Genomic DNA, 21020 nt, shown 5'->3' with positions numbered 1-21020 from the left:
CCGATTCCGGCGATGTCGACGCGGGCCTATCGTGGGCGGATGTCCTCACCGATCACGGGAACGGCCGCAGGGGTACCTTTCACCGCTCTTCCACCAGCAGGCGGCGGTCCCGCACCGTTGATCGTCACCTGGCACATGCTGGACGCGCCGAGGTCGAATGCCGCTTTCGCCGCCGCGTTGCCGATGAACGGGCTGCCCGCGTGGCGGGTGCATCTCGGGATGCCGATGTGCGGGGAGCGCATGGTCGACGGCAGTACCGATGCCATCGTGGAGTTGTTCAACAAAGACCCGCTGATGCTGTACCTGCACCCGTTCGTGCGGCAGGCGACCGAGGAATTCCCGGCTGCGCTGGCAGCGATCCGCGAACAATTGCCGGTCGGCGACGGGCCGATCGGGGTGCTCGGCGGCTCGTTGGGTGGTGCCGTCGCGCTGCAGGTTCTGACCGATGCCGAGATCCCGATCTTCGCGGGCGCCCTCGTCAACGCCGCTGTCCGAATGCGTTCCGTCGTCGACATGTTCCCGGGCGACTACTTGTACGACGCGGACTCCGAAAAGGCAGTCGACGCACTGGATTTCGTCGCCAAGGTAGATGCCCTCACCTCCCGACCTCCCCTGCTGGTCGTCAGTGGCGAACTGGATCACCCCGCTCTGCGCGCAGACGCCCGCGACCTCGTCGACGCATGGGGCGACAGGGCAGAACTGCAGACGATCCCCGATCTGGCGCATCCACTCGCCGAAGAACCAGGCATCGAACCCGCACCCCAACTGCCATCAGCCGCCGAGGTCGACTTCGCCCTGACCACCTGGTTCCAGCACCACCTGCCGGCCTGAAACCTCCGCGGCAGATGATCAGCAAGGTCCGTACAGTCAGCACATGGCCCTGCAGTGCGACATCCAGCCCGCCCCACCGTTGCAACTGACGCCGTCCTGCATCATCCACACCGGGACGGTACGGCTCACCACGACCGGCAAGTTCTTCCAATCCCTGCGAGCACCGGCCGACGAGTTCGGCATCTTCGTACCCGACGTCGCCCCCTTGCTCGACACTGCGGCCGAACCGCGAATATGGGCGGAAGCGCACGTCATGTGCACCACGTCCGCCCCCGCCAGCGGGTACCCCTCCGGCGTCGACCACGTACGCGCCACATACCTACCCGATCCCCGCGGCGGCCCGGCACGATGGCTCCACCTCGGCGGCGCCGTTTTCAACCCCAAAGGAATGACCCTCAGCTACCGCATCACCGTGCAGACCCCCGAGTTCTGAGAGCCGAAAGTTGTCGGTGGTCGGTGTCACACTGCTGGCATGGACGACAACGCAGCGGACGCGAAAGACACCATCTCCTACGACGACCCTGACGCGCCATGGAACAAAGAGTTCTCCGAGGAGGAGATGGCGGGCTGGAACGATGGGGTGATCACGGAGTTCAGGGAGAACGGCGGGAAAGTCGGGGGTGATTACGCGGGGGCCACGTTGCTGTTGTTGACGACGACGGGCGCCAAAAGCGGTAAGCCGCATGTGGTTCCGTTGGGGGCGTTGTATCGCGGCGACGTGATGTATGTGAGCTCGTTCATCGAGGACAGGTACCCGGCCTGGTACCACAACGCCAAGGCCGATCCCCGGGTCACGATCGAGTTGGGGGGCGAGAAGTTCGCGGCGATGGCCGATGTGCTCACCGGCGAGCGGTACGACGAGTTCGCGGCGTGGGCACTGACGGAGAATTCCTTGCTGGCCGAATACCAGACCAAGGTCGACAAGCCGTTGCCGCTGGTGGTGCTGCGCCGCGTGCTGTAATCCCACGCGGCCGACACCCGCGTCCCCTCCGACGGGTCGGCTACCCTGACTTCACCTGTCGCGAAACGGCTTACGAGCGCGGCAGAATGCCGAACAGCAGCGCATCGATACCCGCGACGAACACCGTGTCGTTGTCGATCGCCGCGCCCGCGCCGGCCGATGCGGCGGAACCGAACAGCATGGTCAGGTTCGGGTAGTCGCGCGCCGAATCGCCGGCCGAAGCCGCCAGCGCGCCACCCAGATCTCCGGCGGACAGGCCCGCGCTCTCCTGCGCGGCGAAGTTCGCGCCCCAGCTCGACAGCATCGCGACACCCATCATGATGGCACTCGCGTCGAGTCCGGTCGGCGCCAGCGCGCCCGCCATCCGGTCCATGTAGCGCACCGAATTCGGGCCCATGCTCGACGGCGTCGCAGAGACCAGCCACGGGTGTGCCCGGTGCAGCGCGCGGGACTGCTCGGCCAGCGCCAGGACATCGGCGCGGACGTCGCCGGTCGAGTCCGCATACCGGTACTCCCCCGCCACCCGGTCCACCATCAGGGCGATCAAGTCGTCCTTGCCGTCGACGTAGCGATACAACGAGGCGGCCGCGGTACCCAGTTCATCGGCCACCCCGCGCATCGAAACGGCCCGCAGCCCGCCCGCGTCGGCGCGCCGAACACACGCATCAGCGAGCTGATCGAGCGTGTACGCAGGGCGCGGCCCCGGGCGCGGCGTCGCGCCGCGCGACCACAACGAGGATCCGGTGTGCGTCATACCTGTCAGCATGCCCCAGATTCCTAGTTGCGAACATCGTTAGCAGATGCGTATCGTGCAATTGCGAACACTGTTCTCAATTGAAGGGAGATTGCCGTGTACGCCATCGAAGCCGCTGCACTGACCAGGACCTATGGCAAGAACACCGTGGTGGACGGGGTGGACCTACGGGTTCCGGTCGGGCAGGTGCACGCCCTGCTCGGCCCTAACGGCTCGGGCAAGACCACCACCGTGCGCATGCTGGCGACCCTGACGCGACCCACTTCGGGCCGCGCCGCGATCCGCGGTTGCGACACCGTCCGCCAGGCCGACAGCGCGAAGCGCCAGCTCGGCCTGGTCGGTCAGTTCCACGCCGTCGACTCGCGGCTGACCGGACGGCAGAATCTGGTGTTGCTGGCCCGTCTCAACGGCTTTCGCGCCGCTGCGGCCAGACGGCACTCGGGCGAGTTGCTCGACCGGTTCGAACTGGCCGAGGCTGCCGATCGCGTGGTCCGCACCTATTCGGGCGGCATGCGGCGCAGGCTCGACATCGTCGCGGGCATGATCGTGCGCCCCGCCGTGCTGTTCCTCGACGAGCCGACCACCGGACTCGACCCGCACAGCCGCAACGAGATCTACCGCTACGTCCGCGATTTCGTCACCCAGGGGACCACCGTGCTGCTCACCACCCAGTATCTCGACGAGGCGCAGCGCCTGGCCGACGCGATCACGATCCTGGAAGCGGGCCGGGTCGTCGCGGCCGGGACGCCGGAGCAGATCCTGGCGACCGTGCCCGCCGGGCTCGACCTGGTCGTCGACGATCCGTGCCGCTACGACGAGGTTGTCGCCGTGCTGGCCGGATTCGGCGGCTCACCCCCCGATCCGCCACCAACACAGCGACATTCGCCGATGGAGCTGTCGTTCACCTTCGCCGGGACCGCGCCCGGCCTGCTCGAGGTGCTGCGCTCGCTCGATGCCGCCGAGATCACCGTGCGTGACATCGGCACCCGCGCAACGACTCTCGACGATGCCTTCCTCGCGCTCACCGGTCGCGATCGGGTCGACGTCGCGTCGAAAGCGAACGGTAGCGAGGTGCGAGCATGAACGCCACCGACACCCGTTCAGTGTCCGTGTTCACCGGTGCGGCGGTGCTGTTCGGGCGCGTACTGCAGAACTACCGCAACTCCCCCGGCCTGTTCGCGATCACCCTGGCCGCTCCGCTGGGCATGATGCTGCTGTTCGGTTTCGTCTTCGGCGGCGCGCTGTCCGGCGGGAGCGATGCCGCGGCCTACCGCGCGTACCTGGTGCCGGGAGTGCTGGTCCTGGTCGCGGCCATGGGTCTGACGTCGACCGCGTCGACCGTGAATGCCGACCTGCGCAGCGGCTTCACCGATCGCCTTCGCGCACTTGCGCTCTCGCCCGCGGCCGCGCCCGCCGGATTCGCCCTGGCCGAAACGGTGGTCGGTGTCGTCGCGCTCGCGCTGATGTCCGGCATCGGGTTCCTGCTGGGCTGGCGGGTCGACGCCACACTCGGCGAGGCGGCGGTGGCGATCGGGCTGCTGCTCGCCTTCCGTTGCGCGCTGTCGTGGCTTGGCATCGCGTTGGGCGCGGCGATCCGTGACGAGCAGATGCTCCAGCAGATCGCGCCGTTGATCTTCGGGACCATCATGTTCTCGAATGTCTTCGTGCCGACCGCGACCATGCCGCCGGTGGTGGCGGCGATCGCGGAGTGGAATCCGGTGAGCGCCGTCGTGGGCGCGCTGCGCGAGTTGCTCGGCGCCGACCTTCCCGGCGGGGCCGGTGGAACGTGGCCAACGCAGCATCCGGTCACGGCGGCGATCGTTTGGATCGCCGTGCTGTTCGCGTTCGCGGTCCCGATCGCGATCCGCCGCTACGCGGCAGAGGCCTGAGCGCTCAACTGACGTAGCGGCGGTCGCGGTGTTTGGGCGAGCGTCGGTAGGTGCGCCCGCTGGGTACCGCGGTGGCGGCCGACGAGCTGCGCAGGGCGTGGCGGCGGCGCCAGGCGACCAGGTCGGGTCGCTCGGCGGGCTGCGCAGCCGCCTGTTCGTGCTGGGTCTTCATGGTCAGGTCCTCCCCCGAAATACGATGTCTCCAGGATAAGGAGCAGGTCCACCGGTTTTCCTGGTGAACCGATCCGCACCGACCGCTATTCCCTGTCCACCGCGGTCTCGGCCCTGGCCTGCTTCTTCTTCTCCATCGGCGCACCGATCAACACATCCGCCCATCGCGTCGTCGGGTCGATATCGAGCAACAGCGCCTTCACCAGCAACGTCAACGGAATCGCCAGCAGCGCACCGAGCGCACCGATCACCCACGCCCAGAACACCAGCGACACGAACGTGATGGTCACCCCGAGACCGACCGCATCACCGACGAACTTGGGTTGAATGATCGACTGGATCACGAAGTTGATCACCGAATAGACCACGATCACCCAGATCATCAGCACCGGCCCACTGTCGAGCAGCGCGAGCAGCGCCGGCGGGATGACGCCGATGACGAACCCGATGTTCGGGATGTAGTTGGTGATGAACGACAGCAACCCCCACAGGATCGGCAGCGGCACCCCCATCGCCCACAGCGCCCCACCATCGATCACCGCCACGATGGCGCCGAACACCGTGGACACGATCAGGTACTGGCGGGTCCCGATGACGAAATTGCTCAGTGCCTGCGCGATCGCGGGCCGCTCGCGAGCCACGATCGCCATCCGGCGGTCCATCGTCATCCCGTCGACGGCCATGAACAGCAGCAGCGCCAGGACGAAGAACAGATTGGAGAAGACGCCGAGCACGCCGCCGAGTATCTGTTCGATGACACCCGCGGCCTTACCCACATCGATCCCGCTGAGCGCCTTGTGGATCTGATCGGAACTCACCCCGAGATCCGACAGCCAGCCGCGCCCGTGGTCGAGCAGATCGTTGAGTTGGTCGGCGTACTGGGGCAGCAACGAGGCCAGCTGCACCGCCGACAGCGCCAGCGCGCCACCGATGCCGAACAGAATCGCGACCACCGACACCAGCGCGGCCGCCATTCCCAGCCAGGCGGGCCAGCCCTTGCGGTGCGCCCAACTCTGGATCGGCTGCACCGCGATGGTCAGCATGAGGGCCAGGAAGACCGGGCCGACAACGCTGGAGAAGGCTTTCAGACCGGCGATGGTGACCACGGCGGCCGCCAGCGACAACAGCACGATCAGCCCGCGCGGAATCGACCATTCGACGGGGGCCGGGGCTGCGGTTTCGATACTCGGCTCGGACATGCGCCGAACGCTAGCCACGCGAAGACGCCGCCACCTCCCCCGTTCCGGGTGAGATCGGTGCTCAGGCGGTCTTCATCTGCGGCTTCGGTGGGGGCGCCACGGTGCGGCGGGTGACCCTGCCTGCTGCCCAGAACACCAACTCGACCACCCAGAACACCAGCAGCGCAATCGTCACCACCACCACGGGCACCGCGAGAAACACCACCGACGGCACCGCGATCAGCAACCAGCCGAGCACATCCACCACCCGCGCCCCACGCAACCGGCTGCCGAGCCGAACCGCCGTCCACATCATCCAGCGTCGCGGCACCGAAACCCCGGCCTCGTGCAGGCTGCGCCGGAATATCCCGTCGGCATCGGCGGGCCCGACTTCGCCTGTGCGACACAGATAGTCGTGCAGAATCGCGGCTCGGGTGTAGGCGCCGTAGCGCGGGATCAGCCAGACGAGCGAGCGCGGTACCGAGGCGAAGTCGGTGCGGAATCCGGCAGGCACTGTGAAGGTTTCGACCGCGCCCTGATAGGTGAGCGGTTCGGTGAGCCGCCAGAATTTCGCGTCGAGCTCCTCGACGACCGGACCACCACCGATGAATGCCACGACCGCTCCCCTCGCCTCACAGCCGGTTTCTACCTGCTGTTATGCGAAAATGGTATCGCGATATGGACTCTCAGCCGCGGGGTTGCGAACTCGGATCGAAATCGCCGCTCGGCCGATACTGTTCGGTGCCGTAGGGCAGACGGTAATCGTCGTCGTCGTCGAAGTCGGCCGGGCGCAGATCACCCAGCAGTCCGGCGGCGCCGGAATTGAGATCGGCGGCCGGGTGCAGCGCGGCGAGGAACAGCAGCACCAGGGCGGCGAGGAACGGTTGCACCAGCAGCGCCAGATCGGTGCCGACTTCGGCGGGCAGCGCGACGATCTGACCGACCGCCGGATCGTCGGGACGCGGATGACGAACGCCCGCAACCCCTTCGCCGATCCACATCATCAGCGTCGCGCCGAGTCCCGAGGCAGCAAGTACCCCGAGCACCAGCGCGGGCCCCCGCGCGACCCGCACCCGCCAGGCACCGGCCGCACTCAACACCGCGACCACCGCACCGATGCACAGAAACATCCCGACCGCGTCGAACAGATGCAGGCTCTCGCCGGTGAGCACGGCGGCGCGACCGGGCTGGGTCACCCGCAGCCGTTCGGTCGGCGCGAGCAGACCCCACACAACCCCGGCGGCCGCGCTCGCCACCAGCACCGCCGCCATGACGACGCCGACGCCGATGACCTCGCGCCGCAACACTTCCGGGCGCTCCCCGCGGCCGAGCACTACCGGCGTTCCAGCTGTGCCGATTCGATGACGCCGTGCCGCGAGCACTTGGCCCACCAGCCGTCCGGGCTGATCTGCACGATCATCCGTCGGCCGCACTGCTCGCAGAACCGCGGCGGCTCGAGACCGAGCGCGGCCGACGCGGGCATCGCGTCGTCGATCCCCGCCACGATCCGCTTGCCCGTGAACGGGTTATAGCGCTCCGCGAACGCGGTGTCGTGCTCGTCCATCGCAGTTACCGCCTCTGTGAAATGCGACCCGACGGCCGCCAGTCCCTCGACCTGGGTCGATTCTCGATCGTACACAGCGTTTTACAGCGTTTCGTTGAACGCCTTGATCGGCATGCTCAGCTCACCGAGCAGATCCAGATCCGACTCCGCGGGACGCCCGAGGGTGGTGAGGTAGTTGCCGACGATGACCGCGTTGATGCCGCCGAGCATGCCCTGCTTGGCACCCAGGTCACCGAGGGTGATCTCGCGACCACCGGCGAAGCGCAGGATGGTGCGCGGCATCGCGAGCCGGAAGGTGGCGATCGCACGCAGCGCGTCGGCGGCGGGCAGCACCTCGAGGTCACCGAAGGGAGTGCCGGGGCGCGGGTTGAGGAAGTTCAGCGGAACCTCGTCGGGGCTCAGCGCGGCCAGCTGCGTGGCGAACTCGGCACGCTGCTCGATGGTCTCGCCCATGCCGAGGATGCCACCGCAGCACACCTCCATACCGGCTTCGCGCACCATCCGCAGCGTCTCGAAACGCTCCTCGTAGGAGTGGGTGGTGACCACCTTCGGGAAGTGCGACTTGGCGGTTTCGAGGTTGTGGTTGTAGCGGTGCACGCCCATCGCGGCGAGCTGGTCGACCTGTTCCTGGTTGAGCATGCCCAGCGAGCAGGCGACCTGGATGTCGACCTCGTTGCGAATGGCCTCCACACCGGCGGCGACCTGCGCCATCAGGCGCTCGTCCGGCCCGCGCACGGCGGCGACGATGCAGAACTCGGTGGCGCCGGTCTTGGCGGTCTGCTTGGCCGCTTCGACCAGGCTGGGGATGTCGAGCCAGGCCGCGCGCACGGGCGACTGGAACAGGCCCGACTGCGAGCAGAAGTGGCAGTCCTCGGGGCAGCCGCCGGTCTTGAGGCTGATGATGCCCTCGACCTCGACCTCGGGACCGCACCATTTCATCCGCACGTCGTGGGCGAGTTCGAGCAGCACTTCCAGGCGATCGTCACCCAGACGGAGGACCTCGACGGCCTGCTGCTCGGTGAGGCCTTCGCCGCGCTCGAGCACCTGCTCACGGGCGATGGCCAGAATATCGGTCTGGACGGGTGCCTGTGTCACGACGTGATGTCCCTTCGACGGGGGTGTGCGCACGAACCGTGGGTGTGATCCACCCGGCGTGGCCGTGCAACTTGAACGGTGTTCAGGATAGGGTAGCGGCTGCGAGTGAGTCACGACACTCGGGTCGAAAAATCACCACGGAAGGACACGCGTGCAACTGCGGAAGACGGATGTGGTCGACGCCGCCGTCGCGATTCTCGATCAGTACGGCCTCGCCGACCTGACGATGCGCCGGCTGGCCGGCTCACTGCAGGTGCAGCCGGGGGCGCTGTACTGGCACGTCAAGGACAAGCAGAGCCTGCTCGGCGCGGTGGCCGATCGGATTCTCGCTCCGATGGACGAGCCGATCACCGCCACCGAATGGCCCGAACAACTCACCGAGTTGGCCCATCGCCTGCGTGATTGCTTGCTCGCCTACCGCGACGGCGCCGAACTGGTATCGGCCACCTACGCCTCGCGGCTGACCACGAGCAAGGCGCGGGAACGTCTGGCGGGCATCGTCATTCGTGCGGGCATGACCAGGGAGGAAGCCGATCTCACGGCCTACACCCTGCTCTACTACGTGCTCGGCCAGACCGTCGACGAGCAGTCGCGCATGCAGATGGACTCCGTCGGCGCCCTCCCCGAAGACAACACGCCCCTGCTCGAAACCCCTGACCCCACAGCTCGATTCGACTTCGGCCTGCAACTGTTCATCGCGGGCGTGCGCACCATTCTCGGTACCCGAGTGCGCTGATCAGGGCGGATCGTTGCGATTGGCTTCCTGGAAGCGGCGCACGACCGGCAGCACCTGCCCCTGGATGACCTCGTTGTATTCGCCGGGTCGCTGAATCGGATTCGCGTGCTCGGTCTGACGCGGCCGCACCACCGACAGCGTGCCGTTCACGCCACCGGCGTGTTCGATGAGTACCTCGTGCGAATACGCCACGTCCACCACGCCGTCACGGGAGGCATCGCGGGGTCGGATGAACACGATGGCCGGGTTCCGCTTGTCCGGATGCGGCTTGCCGAGCGCCCGCAGATCCGCCGTACCGCCGCCCGCGACGATCGCCAGGAACTGAGCCTCGATCAACCCGTTGCTCGCGGCGTCACGGGAGAAGATCTTGTCACGCAACACTTCCGAGGCCGCCTTCCCGAAAGCGTTGAAATCGACATCGAAGAACAGGCCGCTCGGCTGCGCGAAACGTTCACGCCGAACCGACATCTCGACCGCGAAGCGCAGCAGCCTGCTCTCCCGCGCACCCGGCAACCAGCCCACCCAGCGCACCAGATCAGCACCGCGACTGCGGCTTTCGGGGCGCACCGCGTCCAGGTCCATCGGCGTGCAGTCCAGCACCACGGCCACAAGTCGCCGGTCACTGCCGAGGTGGATATGCCGCGCCACTTCGAGCGCGACGATCCCGCCCATGCTGTGCCCGACCAGCACGATGTTGCGCACATTGCCGTACCTGGCGGCCCGCACGATCATGTCGGCGATGACCTTGGTGTCGATACCCGCGTTGTCGTAGCGCACCGCCCACACCACCCCGAGGTGACTCAGCGCGGGCAGTGCCTTGGCGGTCGGCACTGCGTTGACTCCCCCGAGCCCCACCATATCGACCACCGCTGTATCCCAATCCCGGGAATCCGCAGGCAGATTCGCAGGCAGCAACTCCGGCGTGGTCTGGGCCAGTCGCTCGCGTTCTGGAACCACATCGTGCACCCAGTACTGCCCGAACACGATCATCGCGACCAGCAGCACCCCGAGAATTCGTAACACCGCCAGCCGCGTCCGGCGCAGGCGGCCCCACGCGTGGCCCAACCGGGTTTCGCGCAACCGTTCCCGCCGACGCGCATCGTCGAAGTCCGCGACGGTGGACGGATGCCGATCGAATGACGACATAACTCCACCATAGGGGCGTCGATCAGCCCCCGCCGGTCACCATCGCGGCCCGCGGCCGCACCCGCCCACAACCTCCCGTGGCGTCACCCCTGCTCATAGCGCTGCGCGTACCGGGTCGGCGGTTCCCCGAAAATCGTGCGGAACTCACGACTCAGATGCGCCTGATCGGCGTAACCCAGCTCGGCGGCGAGCACCGCCCAGTCGATCTCGACGCCCTCGGCGAGCCGCTCGGTGACCTCGTGCAGCCGATACCGCCGCACCACCCATTTCGGCCCGATGCCGACATACTCGGCGAACAACCGCTGCAACCCCCGCACGCTCAGCCCGAACCGCTGCGCGAGCACATCGACCCTGGTCACGGCGATATCCTCGGCGATCGTCGCCACGATCCGCGCGGCGAGGTCGGCCTGCGGATCAGGCGTCGGAAGGTGACCGACAAGAAACCGCTCGACCGATTCGACACCGACAGGCGCGGGCAGTTCGCCGGTGAAAACTGTTGCGGCATCGACTATCCGATCCCGCAACCCCGCTACCGACCCATCGAGAAACGGCCGGAACATACCCGGTCTGAACGCGACACCGAACACCGTCCCGACGCCGGACAGCTCCCGGTAGACGTGTGACGACGACGGCCCGTGCAGTTCGCCCCGGCCCTCGCGAAAGCTCAGGTGGACGTTCGGCAACGGCACCACCAGCTGCCGGTACGGCTGCTCGTAGTCCCAGGTGACCGTCCAATACCGCGCGACGTAACGCGTCAGCTCCCCGGTCGGCGCGGCGAACGCATGGCGTTGCGACGCGCGCCAGGCGCCGCCGAGTTCCCGCGGATCGCGCTCCACGCGGCGAGTGTATGTCGCGTTTGTTCAAGACAACGCCCAGCTGCGGTGGTTACCTCGGTGTATGTCCGAAAACGAACGGGTGGCCCGCGCCGCCGAACCGCTGTCGAAGATCCTCCGCACCATCACGTCGGACCGGCTCGCCGACCCGACACCGTGCGCCGATTTCGATGTCCGAGCCCTGCTCAACCACCTGCTGCACTGGGGTCCGTCATTGATCGGCGCGGCACGCAAAGGCGAAATCGCCCCCGGGCCTGAGGTCGATCTGACCACAGGCGACTGGGCCGCCGCCCTCGACACCCAGCTCACCGACCTCGCCGCCGCCTGGGGCCGGCCCGACGCCTGGCAGGGCGTCACCCGGATGGGTGGCCCGATGGAGCTGCCCGCGCCGCTGGTCGGCGGCATGGTCGTCGGCGAGCTGATCGTGCACGGCTGGGACCTCGCCCGCGCCGTCGGCACCACCGTGCACTGGGACGACGACCTGCTGCGCGAGACCTACAACGACACCGCCGCCACTGCCGAACAGGGCCGCGAGCTGGGCATCTACGGCCCGGAGATTCCCATCGACACCGGCGCACCGCTGCTCGACCGCATCCTCGGGCTCACCGGACGCAACCCCGCTTGGACCTGTAGTTCGGCGCTCTGACGGCGTCGACGCTCACGGTTTCTCCGTATCCGATCGCGGCGATCGGGCAACCGCAACCGGTCCGCCGAGGCCGGGGCGGTCATCCGTCCCACCGACGCCGACGGAGCACCATCACCGGTCCAGGGGCGGGCACTACGTCCTCATCGGCGCCGAACCCGCTCGGGTTCATTCGCGCCGACCTCGTTGCCGCCCAACGCCTCTCGGGCCGATCTCACATGTCCGGGAAACCAGCGATACATCGCGAACGCGCCGAGGCCGACGCTGAATGCCATCAGCCCGCCCGCGGCGGCGAGCCCCGCCAGCGCGCCGACGAGACCGACCGCGACCGGCCCCGCGAACGCGCCGACATCGTGGGTCAGGCGCCAAGCACCGAGGAATTCCGCGCGGCGGTCAGGAGGTGCGGCGTAGGCGCCGACGGTCATGATCAAGCCGTTGCTCAGGCCGTTGGCCAGGCCGAGGAGCATGGTCGCCGCGCCCATGGTGAGCACCGAGGTGGTGAACGGCAATGCCGCGTAACCGAGCGCGAAGCAGATTCCGCACGCGGTGCCGGTGACGCGGCTGCCCGCGCGGTCCAGCCATACGCCTGCCGGGTAGGACATGAGTACGTCGACCGCACCGGCCAGGCCGAACAGCACACTGGTGGCGGCGGGGTCGATGCCGAGGTGGGCGGCCCACAGCGGCAGCAGGGCCGTGCGGGACGCGCGTGCGGCACCGACGGCGACGGAGGCGAGGCCGAGAGTGCCCAGCACCCTGCGGTTTTCGGACAGCACCGTGTGCACCGGCCGCAACGACGACGGATCGCTGATCTCGCTCGAGCGGATCGCCACCATCGCCACCGCGGCCGCCAGCATGGTGACCAACTGCAACCACAGCGCACCGACCGGCCCCATCCCGTGCACCAGTGCCGCGCCGAGGAACGGCCCGCAGAAGAACCCGAGCCGGTGCGAACCCGCCAGCGCCGACATCGCTCGCCCGCGCTGCTCGGGCGCGACCACCGACACCAGATACGTCTGCCGCGCCAACCCCCACACCGCGCCCGCCGCACCGTTGAGCAGCAAACCCACCGCCAGCACAACAAGATTCGGCGCGAAGATCGCCGCGAGCACCCCGACCGTGCCCAATACACTGCCGACCCCGATCGCCGCCCGCTCCCCGATCCTGGCGACGATCCGCCCCGCAGGCAGATCGGCGAGCACCATCCCGAGCCCGCCGAGCGCCACGATCAGCCCCGCCGTACCCGCCGATGCCCCGAGATCCAGTGCGCGCCAGGCATACATGGGCGCGGCGGCCCCGGCACCGGTGCCGTACAACGCCATCGGCGCGAACACCGGCCACACCAGTGAACGCAACTGCAGCGGTTCGGTGTCGACCGTGACCGCACTCACCGCCGCCCGCCGCGGTTACCTCGACCGGGACAACAACTTCCGTCGGAATCAGCCCTCATCCGACGGCAACGGGCGTCTGCGCGAACCGACTCTGCGGACGAGCGAGACCGAAGTGATCGCGCAGCGTGGTCCCGCTGTACTCGGTGCGAAAAAGCCCACGCTCCTGCAGGATCGGCACCACCGTCTCGGCGAACACCTCGAGTCCACCGGGGTAATACGGCGGCATCACATTGAATCCGTCTGCCGCGCCCTGGGTGAACCACTCCTCGATCGTGTCAGCCACCTGCTCGGGTGTCCCCGCGAATACTCTGTGACCCCGCGCGCCCGCCAGCCGGTGCAGCAATCCGCGCAGCGTCGGCCGTTCCCGCTCGACGATCCCCGCCACCACCTGTAGTCTGCTGCGCGCGTTGTCGGTGACATCGCCCGCCCCCGCGAATACTTCCACCGGCACCGGTTCATCCAAAGCGAGAGTGCGCAAAGACGTTCCGGTGATCGACTCCAACTGCTTGATCCCGTATTCGGGCACGGTCAGCTCGTTGAACTCCCGCTCCAAACGCAGTGCGGCAGCCTCGGTGTCGGCGATGAACGGGCTGATCCCCGGCAGAATCTTCACCTCGTCGGCGGTGCGCCCGAACTCGGCCGCCTTGGACTTGATGTCGGCGTAGAACGACTGCGCGTCCGAAAGCCGTTGATGCGCGGTGAAAATGGCCTCCGCGTACTTGCCCGCGAAGGCGCGACCCTCGTTCGACGCCCCCGCCTGCACCAACACCGGACGCCCCTGCGGTGTGCGCGCCGAGTTGAACGGTCCACGCACGCTGAGGTGTTCGCCGACGAAGTCGATCGGATGGATCTTGTCCGGATCGGCGTACACCCCGACCGCCCGGTCGAGCACGATCGCATCGTCTTCCCAGCTGTCCCACAGCCCGACCACCGCGTCGACGAATTCCCGTGCGCGGGCATAACGTTCGGCGTGATCCGGGTGCCGGTCGAGCCCGAAGTTGGCCGCGGCCAGGTCGGTTCCGGTGGTGACGATGTTCCAACCCGCGCGACCACCGGAGATGTGGTCGAGCGAGGAGAACAGTCGCGCCAAATTGTAGGGCTCGTAGTAGGTGGTCGACGCGGTGGCGATCAGGCCCAGATGTGTTGTAGCCGAAGCGATCGCGGTGAGCAGGGTGATCGGCTCGAGGCCGGGCGCGGCATTGTGTCGCACGTCCGTGCGCAGAGCGGGACCGTCGGCGAAGAACACCGCGTCCAGCTTCGCCGCCTCTGCGGTGCGTCCGATCTCCTGGTAGTAGGCAACGTCGTAGATCCGGTCGGGCCTGCTGTCGGGATGGCGCCAGGCGGCCTCGTGGTGGCCCGACGGGTAGATGAACGCGTTGAGACTCAGTTGACGGGGTGCACTCATGACGCCTGCTTCACTTTCTCGAATTCCGTTGTGTCGACGCCGAGTCCGGCCAGCAGCGTCTCGCGCAACCGAACGAACTCCGGGTGCGCGTGCCTGCGCGGACGCGGCGTCTCGATGCGCTGATCGATCGTGATCGCGCCCTCGTCGAGCACCAGCACCCGATCGGCGAGCAGCACGGCCTCGTCCACGTCGTGGGTCACCAACAACACGGCGGGCCGGTGCCGCTCACACAGCGCCTGCAGCAGGGCGTGCATCCGGATCCTGGTCAGTGCGTCGAGTGCGCCGAACGGTTCGTCGGCCAGCAGCAACTCCGGCTCACGCACCAGCGACCTCGCCAGCGCCACCCGCTGCTGCTCACCACCGGAAAGCTCACGCGGCCAAGCCTTCTCACGCCCGGCCAAGCCGACCTCGGCCAGCGCCGAGCGCCCCCGCCGCGCGGCATCGCGCCCGGTCAACCCGAGCACCACATTGTCGAGCACCCGCGCCCACGGCAACAACCGCGAGTCCTGGAACACCACCGCCCGCTGGGTCGGCACCGTCAGCTCGCCCGAACCGGGCACCTCGGAATCGAGTTCGGCCAGCGCCCGCAGCAATGTGCTCTTGCCAGAACCGCTGCGCCCGAGCAGCGCCACGAACTCACCGCGCCGGATCTCGATGTCGATGCCGTTCAACACGATTCGCGTGCCGAAGCCGCGAGTGAGCGCGTGGGTGCGTACGACGACCCGCTCGTCGGAGCTCAGTCGCCCAGTGTCTGTCGCCATGCCAGCACCTTTCGTTCCGTTGCCCGCACGGCGAGGTCGCCGAACAGTCCGAGCAGCCCGTAGATCACCAGGCCGACGACGATCACGTCGATCTGGCCGTAGGTGCGCGCCTGCGTCATCAGGTAGCCGATCCCGCTGGTCGCGTTGACCTGTTCGACCACCACCAGCGCCAGCCAGGAGATGGTCACCGCCAGCCGCAGCCCCAGGAAGAACCCGGGCAGCGATCCCGGCAGCGCGATCCGCCGCAGAAATCCCCACCGTGACAGCCCGACCGTCTCGGCGAGTTCCACATAGCGCGCGTCGACACTGCGCAGGTAGGCGTGAGTATTGATGTAGACCGGAATGAGCACGCTGGTCGTGATGACGATCAGCTTCATCTGCTCGCCGATCCCGAACCAGACGATGAACAGCGGGATCAGCGCCAGTGTGGGGATCGCCCGCTTGATCTGCACCGGACCGTCGACCACCGCCTCGCCGATCCGGCTCAGCCCCGCGACCAGCGCCAGCACCACACCGATCACCACCCCGAGGACGAGCCCGATCACCGCACGCTGCAACGAGGTCAGCAGATTGGACTGCAACTGCCCGTCGGCGATCAGCTCACCCGCTGTCTGCGCGACCGTCCACGGCGCGGGCAGTGTCTCCGGGTCGATGGCGCCGATCGCCGAGCCGATCACCCAGGTGCCGATCAACAGCACCGGACCGAGGGCGAAGCCGAACGGAATCGGCTTGCCTGGTCCCAGCCTGCGACTGCCTCGCCCACGCGGTGCAAGGGCTTCGACCGGGGCCGTGCTCGTCCTGATCCGGCGCAGCACACCGGCATCGAGGGTGGCCATCAGCTCGCCGCCGGCGCGAACGCCGCCCCACTGGCCGTGACAGCCTCGGTGACCGCCGCGTCGAACCGCAGATCGAAACCGTCGACGGCCTCGATCTTCTTGGGCAGCTCGCCCACGGCGTCGATCGCGTCGATGGTGGTCTGCTGTCGGGCGATCAACTGCTGGTCCAGGTGCGGGAACGTGTAGGTGCCCAGCGATTCGACGATCCGCCCGGCATCCTCGGCACTGACCTTCTGACTCCCCACGTAGTACTTGGTCGCCCACTCCTCGCGATGGGTGTTGGTCCACTGCCATGCCCGCACGAACGCGCCGACCAGGGCCCGGGTAGCGGCGGCCTTCGCCGGATCCTGGACCACCGCGCGGCGCGCGTACAAGTAGGCGAGACCGCTGTAGATGCCGGTGGTTTCCGAATCGGGGATCAGCGAGGCGCCCTGGGTGCGCAGGAACCGGGTCACATTGGGTTCGATGAGTGGCGCGACATCGACCTGACCGGTTCGCACCGCGTCGGGGAACTCGGCCAGCTGCAGCCGGACCAGCTCCACATCGGTGGGCTTCAGCCCGGCCTTGGTGAGCGCCTTCAACACCGCCGCCTGCTGAGCGGTGCCCTCGGCGTACGCGATCTTCTTACCCTTCAGTTCCGTGAGCTTTGTGATCGAACGACCCGGTGCGGCAGCGAGTTTCATCGCCTTCGGGTTGGTCTGATACGAGCCGACGATCGGCACGTCCTGCCCCGCCGCCAGCGCGTGGATCGGCGGCACATCACCGACCTGACCGACATCGGCCGCACCGGCACGGAAAGCCTCCAGGATGGCCGGGCCACCGACGAAGTTCGCGAACTCGATCTTGAACGGCAGCTTGTCCAGCTCACCCGACAGCCGCAGCGCCGATTGCAGACGTTCCTGCTGATCGGCGACGACGAGCGTGGTCCCCGCCGGCACCTCGGTCGGCAGCGGCGTATCGGGGGTGCCGACCGGTGCGTCATTGCCCTGCGCACAGCCGGTCAGGCCGAGCGTCGCAACGGTTGCCACCGCGAGAAGCGCGGCGGTGGCGCGGCCACGCAGGCCGGGTCGAAAGGTGTTCGGTCGGTACATACAGGGATTGAATCAACAGCGCCCCGCGCCGAATACCTTTAGCGTTGCCGTGATTCGAAGGGCTCGCGGCGGGCCTGGCACCGCGTGCCTTGTACAGTCACGGGGTCATCCCCGGCGGGTGCGGGAATCCGGTGTAACTCCGGAACGGTCGCGCCACTGTGATCGCCTCGCGGCGAAAGTCAGACCTCCCTCGCCGGGACACCCTCTGAAAGGGCCGCGCCTTGCCTGTGGAGATTTCGCGATGACCCGTGCGCGGGTCTCGCTCGCATTACCCCTGCTCGGGGCGCTGTTGCTGGCTGCCATGATCGCAGCCACCGGATTCGGCGCGGAGATCGTGCCCGTATCCGCGGTGCTCGACACCCTCCTCGCCCGGCTCACCGGCGCGACACCCGCCGACCTCGGCATCGACACCATCGTCTGGCAACTCCGAGTGCCACGCACCCTGCTGGCCGCGGTGGTCGGCGCCGGCCTGGCACTGGCGGGCGCGGCAATGCAGACGCTGGTGCGCAACCCCCTAGCTGATCCGTTCCTGCTCGGCGTCTCGTCCGGTGCCGGTGTCGGCGCGGCCGCGGTCATCACCTCCGGGCTGTTCGCCGGTGCGGGCATCTGGGCGCTGTCCGGCGGTGCACTGCTCGGCGCGCTCGGCGCCGCGACGCTGGTCTTCCTGATCGCGCTGGCGCAAGGCGGTCTCACCCCCTTGCGGCTGGTGCTCACCGGCACCGTCCTCGGGTCGGCCTTCGCCGGGTTCAGCAGCTTCCTCGTCTTCCGCAGCACCGATCCCGCCGCCGCCGAGTCGGTGCTGTTCTGGCTGCTCGGAAGTCTCGCCGGTGCCGACTGGACGACCCTCGCCCTACCCTGCACGGTCGTCGTGGCATGCGGCGCGATTCTCTTTGCGATCGCGGGCTGGTTGGATGCGCTCACCCTCGGCGCGGACACCGCGTCGTCGGTCGGCGTCCCGGTGCGCCACCTGCGCATCGGCCTGTTCGTACTGCTCGCAGTGCTCGTCGGGGTACTCGTCGCGGTGTCGGGCGGCATCGGTTTCGTCGGCCTCGTGGTCCCCCACGCAGCACGCATGATCGTCGGCCCCCGCCACCGCAACCTACTCCCCACCTGCGCTGTCGGCGGCGCCCTGTTCCTGGTGATCGCCGACGCCGCGACCCGAATCCTGGTCCGCCCCACCGAAATCCCCGTCGGCGTCCTCACCGGCCTCATCGGCGCGCCGATCTTCCTCCTGCTGATGGGCAGACGCCGCTACCACTTCGGCGCGTCATGATTCGGGCATTCGGCCGACCGCACGAGCCTGGTTCCTCGCACAGCGCGAGGCCGCAAGGCGAACTGCGGGCCGTGGCCCTGACCTGCGCGATCGGGCGCCGGAATATCGTTGCCGAGGCGGACTTCTCGATCAGACCCGGCGAGATCGTCGGCATCGTCGGGCCCAACGGCAGCGGCAAGTCGACGCTGCTACGGGTGCTGGCCGGGGTCGACAAGCCGAAACACGGCCAGGTCCTCGTGGACGGGCAGGTACTGCACGCGCTCCGGCCCCGTCGCCGGGCAGCAGCGGTGGCGCTCGTGGCGCAGGACGAGAGTCCGCCCGCCGACATGCTGGTCGGCGAAGTGGTCGCCCTCGGTCTGACGCCCTATCTACCGCCATGGGGTCTCGGCGCCCCGCGTGAACAACAGCAGGTGGCGCAGGCTCTGGACGCCGTCGATCTGGCCGGTTTCGCGGGCAGGCAGGTGCATCAACTGTCCGGCGGCGAGCGGCAGCGGGTGCTGCTGGCTCGGGCGCTGCTCCAGGACACCCCGGTCCTGCTGCTCGACGAGCCGACGAACCATCTCGACGTCACCCATCAACTCGAACTGCTCACCCTGATGCGGACCCTGAACCGCACCGTCGTCGCCGCCCTGCACGATCTCGCGCTGGCCGACCGCTACTGCGACCGAATCATTGTGCTGCACAACGGTTCCACGCGGCCGCCCGCAGAGACCTTGGCACCCGAGGTCATCGCCGAGGTATTCGGTGTCGACGCGACCCGCGTCCGACATCCCGTCACCGGCGACGACCACCTGTTGATCACCCCGCGAGAGGCACGATAATGAACAACCCCGGCCGAATCCTGGCCACCACCGCCCTCGCCGTCACCCTGGCGGCATGCACCGGCACCACCACACCCGCCGCGACGACAATCCCGATCCGCAACTGCGGCAAGGAATCCCAGTTCCCCGCCCCCGCACAGCGGCTGTTCGTCAACGACGGCAACCTCATCTCGATGGTGCTCGCCCTCGGCGCACAAGACCAGGTCGCCGCAGTCTCGAGCATCCAGCGCGACGCGGCCACCCTGCGCGCACACTACGGCGCCGACATCGTCGACGGCTTGAACGACGTTGCCCCCGAATACCCCTCGCGCGAAACGGTGCTCGCCAACCGCCCGGACGTCATGGTCGCCGGCTGGAGCTACGGCTACGACGAAGCGAGCAACCTCACCCCCGCATCACTGCACAAGGACGGCATCGCCGCCTACGTCCTCACCGAGAGCTGCCGCCAACTCGACGGCGCGGCCGCCCGCGGCACCGTCGAACCGTGGACCGCGTTGCGCACCGACCTGACCGACCTCGGCACGATCACCGGCCACCCCGACCGCGCCACCGAGGTCACCGCCGACCTCGACCGCAGACTCGCCGCCTTGACCGCCGCACCGAAGCCGGCGAAAACCCCGACCGTCTTCCTGTTCGACAGCGGCACCGACACCATCTTCTCCAGCGGCAAATTCGGTGCGCCCCAAGCGATCCTAGAAGCCGCAGGTGCCCGCAACATCCTTGACGATGTCGACGACACCTGGACCAAGGTCTCGTGGGAACGTCTCGCGGCAGCGGACCCGGACGCAATCATGTTCGTCGACTACCCCGGCCAGAGCTACACCCAGAAGGTCGAGCTGCTGCGTTCCAAGCCCGGCATCAACGGTCTGCGCGCAGTCCGCGACAGCCGATTCTTCAACCTGCCCTACGCACTGTGGACGAGCGGGCCGCTCAATATCGACGCTGCGGAACAGATCCGCAAGCAGCTCGAAACGTGGGCCCTTGTGCCCGCGTCGGAAATCACGCCCCGTGCGGACGACGCCGTGCGCTGACCTGGGTACACCGATCAGCGGGGGCGATAGTCAGCTGGCGGATTCTCGCTCGGCCAGTGCCGCCAGATTCGCCAGCGACTGGTACCAGGTTCTTTCGTTGTCAGCCAGGCTCAGTGCCTGCGGGAGATTCTCGTGCAGAATATCGAGCTGGGTGCCGCCGTCGGCGTCGGTCAGCGTGTACGTGAGAGTTTGCGCACCGGTCATCTCCGGCTGCACGGTGACCCATTCCAGCACCTCGACGATCTGTTCGTCCGGCACCAGTGTGCGGAACGTTCCGAAGCAGGCGCTGCGCTGTATCGGCTGCGTATCGCCCGATTCCGTCGGCTCGTCATAGGCGAGGGTGATCGAGAACGATCCACCCTCTTTCGGCTCGAACCGGTGCACTTCGGCCGTGATCCCGGGTGGTGGCATCCAAGCGGCCACCGCGTCGCCGTCCAGCAAGAGCCGATAGACGGTCGAACGAGGCGCGTTGATATGCGTACCGATCTTGGTCGTCGCCATGGATTCACAGTACAGGGAACGCAAAAAGGCCCCCAGCAATGCTGGGGGCCTTTCGCAATGATGTTCCGGCAGTGTCCTACTCTCCCACACCCTGTCGAGTGCAGTACCATCG

Annotated in this window: 25 protein-coding genes and 1 riboswitch; of the genes, 10 read left to right on the top strand and 15 right to left on the bottom strand. The window is 67.9% G+C overall.

Annotated features, from left to right (window positions below):
* Positions 1–39 precede the first annotated feature (39 nt).
* Genes ACFW6D_RS26815 through ACFW6D_RS26805 form a run of 3 tightly spaced genes read left to right on the top strand, consistent with a single transcriptional unit; the run spans position 40 to position 1792 of the window.
* On the top strand, positions 40–831 hold the full coding sequence (locus ACFW6D_RS26815) for an alpha/beta hydrolase family protein (protein ID WP_379332568.1): 792 nt from the start codon (positions 40–42) through the stop codon (positions 829–831).
* A 43-nt stretch (positions 832–874) separates the two neighbouring features.
* Entirely contained in the window at positions 875–1264 is a 390-nt protein-coding gene (locus ACFW6D_RS26810) for a hypothetical protein (protein ID WP_379332566.1), read from the top strand.
* Positions 1265–1303: 39 nt separating this feature from the next.
* Complete coding sequence (locus tag ACFW6D_RS26805) at positions 1304–1792, top strand: nitroreductase/quinone reductase family protein (RefSeq protein ID WP_379332564.1); 489 nt, start codon at positions 1304–1306, stop codon at positions 1790–1792.
* A gap of 70 nt (positions 1793–1862) precedes the next feature.
* Here ACFW6D_RS26805 and ACFW6D_RS26800 read toward each other — a convergent pair whose 3' ends face one another.
* Positions 1863–2546, bottom strand: a complete 684-nt coding sequence (locus tag ACFW6D_RS26800) for a TetR/AcrR family transcriptional regulator (protein ID WP_379332562.1) — start codon at positions 2544–2546, stop codon at positions 1863–1865.
* A 96-nt stretch (positions 2547–2642) separates the two neighbouring features.
* Between ACFW6D_RS26800 and ACFW6D_RS26795 the strand changes: the two genes are divergently transcribed.
* Positions 2643–3629 (top strand): ATP-binding cassette domain-containing protein, encoded by a 987-nt coding sequence (locus tag ACFW6D_RS26795; RefSeq protein ID WP_379332560.1) that lies wholly within the window; start codon positions 2643–2645, stop codon positions 3627–3629.
* Entirely contained in the window at positions 3626–4435 is an 810-nt protein-coding gene (locus ACFW6D_RS26790; protein ID WP_379332558.1) for an ABC transporter permease, read from the top strand. The genes ACFW6D_RS26795 and ACFW6D_RS26790 overlap by 4 nt, the downstream gene beginning before the upstream one ends.
* Positions 4436–4439: 4 nt before the next feature.
* On the opposite strand, the gene ACFW6D_RS26785 is transcribed toward ACFW6D_RS26790, so the two are convergent.
* From ACFW6D_RS26785 to bioB, 6 genes are all read right to left on the bottom strand, one after another.
* Positions 4440–4607, bottom strand: coding sequence for a hypothetical protein (locus ACFW6D_RS26785; protein WP_379332556.1), 168 nt, complete (start codon positions 4605–4607; stop codon positions 4440–4442).
* Positions 4608–4692: 85 nt separating this feature from the next.
* Positions 4693–5805, bottom strand: a complete 1113-nt coding sequence (locus ACFW6D_RS26780; RefSeq protein WP_379332554.1) for an AI-2E family transporter — start codon at positions 5803–5805, stop codon at positions 4693–4695.
* A 61-nt stretch (positions 5806–5866) separates the two neighbouring features.
* Positions 5867–6400 (bottom strand): DUF1353 domain-containing protein, encoded by a 534-nt coding sequence (locus ACFW6D_RS26775; RefSeq protein ID WP_379332553.1) that lies wholly within the window; start codon positions 6398–6400, stop codon positions 5867–5869.
* A 70-nt stretch (positions 6401–6470) separates the two neighbouring features.
* Positions 6471–7091 (bottom strand): DUF2567 domain-containing protein, encoded by a 621-nt coding sequence (locus ACFW6D_RS26770; RefSeq protein WP_379332551.1) that lies wholly within the window; start codon positions 7089–7091, stop codon positions 6471–6473.
* A gap of 26 nt (positions 7092–7117) precedes the next feature.
* Positions 7118–7348 carry a hypothetical protein gene (locus ACFW6D_RS26765; protein ID WP_379332550.1) on the bottom strand — a complete coding sequence of 77 codons (231 nt, stop codon included), beginning with the start codon at positions 7346–7348 and terminating at the stop codon, positions 7118–7120.
* Between the two features lie 81 nt (positions 7349–7429).
* Positions 7430–8443 carry a biotin synthase BioB gene (gene bioB / locus ACFW6D_RS26760; RefSeq protein WP_379332548.1) on the bottom strand — a complete coding sequence of 338 codons (1014 nt, stop codon included), beginning with the start codon at positions 8441–8443 and terminating at the stop codon, positions 7430–7432.
* A gap of 151 nt (positions 8444–8594) precedes the next feature.
* On the opposite strand from bioB, the gene ACFW6D_RS26755 reads away from it, so the two are divergent.
* Entirely contained in the window at positions 8595–9179 is a 585-nt protein-coding gene (locus ACFW6D_RS26755; protein WP_379332546.1) for a TetR/AcrR family transcriptional regulator C-terminal domain-containing protein, read from the top strand.
* Here ACFW6D_RS26755 and ACFW6D_RS26750 read toward each other — a convergent pair whose 3' ends face one another.
* Positions 9180–10325: an alpha/beta fold hydrolase gene (locus tag ACFW6D_RS26750; RefSeq protein WP_379332544.1), complete on the bottom strand. Its 1146-nt coding sequence runs from the start codon at positions 10323–10325 to the stop codon at positions 9180–9182. It abuts the gene before it with no gap.
* A gap of 83 nt (positions 10326–10408) precedes the next feature.
* Complete coding sequence (locus ACFW6D_RS26745) at positions 10409–11161, bottom strand: helix-turn-helix domain-containing protein (RefSeq protein ID WP_379332542.1); 753 nt, start codon at positions 11159–11161, stop codon at positions 10409–10411.
* 61 nt (positions 11162–11222) lie between these two features.
* On the opposite strand from ACFW6D_RS26745, the gene ACFW6D_RS26740 reads away from it, so the two are divergent.
* Positions 11223–11804 carry a TIGR03086 family metal-binding protein gene (locus ACFW6D_RS26740; RefSeq protein WP_379332540.1) on the top strand — a complete coding sequence of 194 codons (582 nt, stop codon included), beginning with the start codon at positions 11223–11225 and terminating at the stop codon, positions 11802–11804.
* 140 nt (positions 11805–11944) lie between these two features.
* Here the strand turns inward: ACFW6D_RS26740 and ACFW6D_RS26735 are convergent, their stop codons facing one another.
* The 5 genes from ACFW6D_RS26735 to ACFW6D_RS26715 are packed head-to-tail and all read right to left on the bottom strand — an operon-like array spanning position 11945 to position 17282.
* A complete protein-coding gene (locus ACFW6D_RS26735) occupies positions 11945–13189 on the bottom strand; it encodes an MFS transporter (RefSeq protein WP_379332538.1) in 1245 nt (414 codons plus the stop codon).
* A gap of 55 nt (positions 13190–13244) precedes the next feature.
* On the bottom strand, positions 13245–14594 hold the full coding sequence (locus ACFW6D_RS26730; RefSeq protein WP_379332536.1) for an LLM class flavin-dependent oxidoreductase: 1350 nt from the start codon (positions 14592–14594) through the stop codon (positions 13245–13247).
* On the bottom strand, positions 14591–15355 hold the full coding sequence (locus tag ACFW6D_RS26725) for an ABC transporter ATP-binding protein (protein WP_379332534.1): 765 nt from the start codon (positions 15353–15355) through the stop codon (positions 14591–14593). Before ACFW6D_RS26725 ends, ACFW6D_RS26730 begins: the two co-directional genes overlap by 4 nt.
* The gene (locus ACFW6D_RS26720; protein WP_379332532.1) at positions 15331–16191 is read right to left on the bottom strand and encodes an ABC transporter permease; all 861 of its coding nucleotides are present in this window, start codon (positions 16189–16191) and stop codon (positions 15331–15333) included. Before ACFW6D_RS26720 ends, ACFW6D_RS26725 begins: the two co-directional genes overlap by 25 nt.
* Entirely contained in the window at positions 16191–17282 is a 1092-nt protein-coding gene (locus tag ACFW6D_RS26715) for an ABC transporter substrate-binding protein (RefSeq protein WP_379332530.1), read from the bottom strand. Before ACFW6D_RS26715 ends, ACFW6D_RS26720 begins: the two co-directional genes overlap by 1 nt.
* A gap of 85 nt (positions 17283–17367) precedes the next feature.
* A riboswitch (cobalamin riboswitch) is annotated at positions 17368–17490 on the top strand.
* A gap of 33 nt (positions 17491–17523) precedes the next feature.
* Between ACFW6D_RS26715 and ACFW6D_RS26710 the strand changes: the two genes are divergently transcribed.
* The 3 genes from ACFW6D_RS26710 (at position 17524) to ACFW6D_RS26700 (ending at position 20407) form a co-directional block, all read left to right on the top strand.
* Positions 17524–18555, top strand: coding sequence for a FecCD family ABC transporter permease (locus tag ACFW6D_RS26710; protein ID WP_379332528.1), 1032 nt, complete (start codon positions 17524–17526; stop codon positions 18553–18555).
* Positions 18556–18626: 71 nt separating this feature from the next.
* The gene (locus tag ACFW6D_RS26705) at positions 18627–19376 is read left to right on the top strand and encodes an ABC transporter ATP-binding protein (protein ID WP_379332526.1); all 750 of its coding nucleotides are present in this window, start codon (positions 18627–18629) and stop codon (positions 19374–19376) included.
* Positions 19376–20407: an ABC transporter substrate-binding protein gene (locus tag ACFW6D_RS26700; protein WP_379332524.1), complete on the top strand. Its 1032-nt coding sequence runs from the start codon at positions 19376–19378 to the stop codon at positions 20405–20407. The genes ACFW6D_RS26705 and ACFW6D_RS26700 overlap by 1 nt, the downstream gene beginning before the upstream one ends.
* A gap of 30 nt (positions 20408–20437) precedes the next feature.
* Here the strand turns inward: ACFW6D_RS26700 and ACFW6D_RS26695 are convergent.
* A partial coding sequence (locus tag ACFW6D_RS26695) for an SRPBCC domain-containing protein (protein WP_379332522.1) occupies positions 20438–21020 on the bottom strand: 583 nt, incomplete at its 5' end.

This window comes from Nocardia sp. NPDC058705, assembly GCF_042749305.1.
Classification (GTDB): domain Bacteria; phylum Actinomycetota; class Actinomycetes; order Mycobacteriales; family Mycobacteriaceae; genus Nocardia.
This window is presented reverse-complemented; position numbering and strand designations above follow the sequence as displayed.

Bases quoted from the DNA above. Each gene is read 5' to 3' on its own strand.
- ACFW6D_RS26815 (WP_379332568.1), top strand. From the start codon at position 40: ATGTCCTCACCGATCACGGGAACGGCCGCAGGGGTACCTTTCACCGCT.
- ACFW6D_RS26810 (WP_379332566.1), top strand. From the start codon at position 875: ATGGCCCTGCAGTGCGACATCCAGCCCGCCCCACCGTTGCAACTGACG.
- ACFW6D_RS26805 (WP_379332564.1), top strand. From the start codon at position 1,304: ATGGACGACAACGCAGCGGACGCGAAAGACACCATCTCCTACGACGAC.
- ACFW6D_RS26800 (WP_379332562.1), bottom strand. From the start codon at position 2,546: ATGACGCACACCGGATCCTCGTTGTGGTCGCGCGGCGCGACGCCGCGC.
- ACFW6D_RS26790 (WP_379332558.1), top strand. From the start codon at position 3,626: ATGAACGCCACCGACACCCGTTCAGTGTCCGTGTTCACCGGTGCGGCG.
- ACFW6D_RS26785 (WP_379332556.1), bottom strand. From the start codon at position 4,607: ATGAAGACCCAGCACGAACAGGCGGCTGCGCAGCCCGCCGAGCGACCC.
- ACFW6D_RS26780 (WP_379332554.1), bottom strand. From the start codon at position 5,805: ATGTCCGAGCCGAGTATCGAAACCGCAGCCCCGGCCCCCGTCGAATGG.
- ACFW6D_RS26765 (WP_379332550.1), bottom strand. From the start codon at position 7,348: ATGGACGAGCACGACACCGCGTTCGCGGAGCGCTATAACCCGTTCACG.
- ACFW6D_RS26750 (WP_379332544.1), bottom strand. From the start codon at position 10,325: ATGTCGTCATTCGATCGGCATCCGTCCACCGTCGCGGACTTCGACGAT.
- ACFW6D_RS26740 (WP_379332540.1), top strand. From the start codon at position 11,223: ATGTCCGAAAACGAACGGGTGGCCCGCGCCGCCGAACCGCTGTCGAAG.
- ACFW6D_RS26730 (WP_379332536.1), bottom strand. From the start codon at position 14,594: ATGAGTGCACCCCGTCAACTGAGTCTCAACGCGTTCATCTACCCGTCG.
- ACFW6D_RS26725 (WP_379332534.1), bottom strand. From the start codon at position 15,355: ATGGCGACAGACACTGGGCGACTGAGCTCCGACGAGCGGGTCGTCGTA.
- ACFW6D_RS26720 (WP_379332532.1), bottom strand. From the start codon at position 16,191: ATGGCCACCCTCGATGCCGGTGTGCTGCGCCGGATCAGGACGAGCACG.
- ACFW6D_RS26715 (WP_379332530.1), bottom strand. From the start codon at position 17,282: ATGTACCGACCGAACACCTTTCGACCCGGCCTGCGTGGCCGCGCCACC.
- ACFW6D_RS26710 (WP_379332528.1), top strand. From the start codon at position 17,524: ATGACCCGTGCGCGGGTCTCGCTCGCATTACCCCTGCTCGGGGCGCTG.
- ACFW6D_RS26700 (WP_379332524.1), top strand. From the start codon at position 19,376: ATGAACAACCCCGGCCGAATCCTGGCCACCACCGCCCTCGCCGTCACC.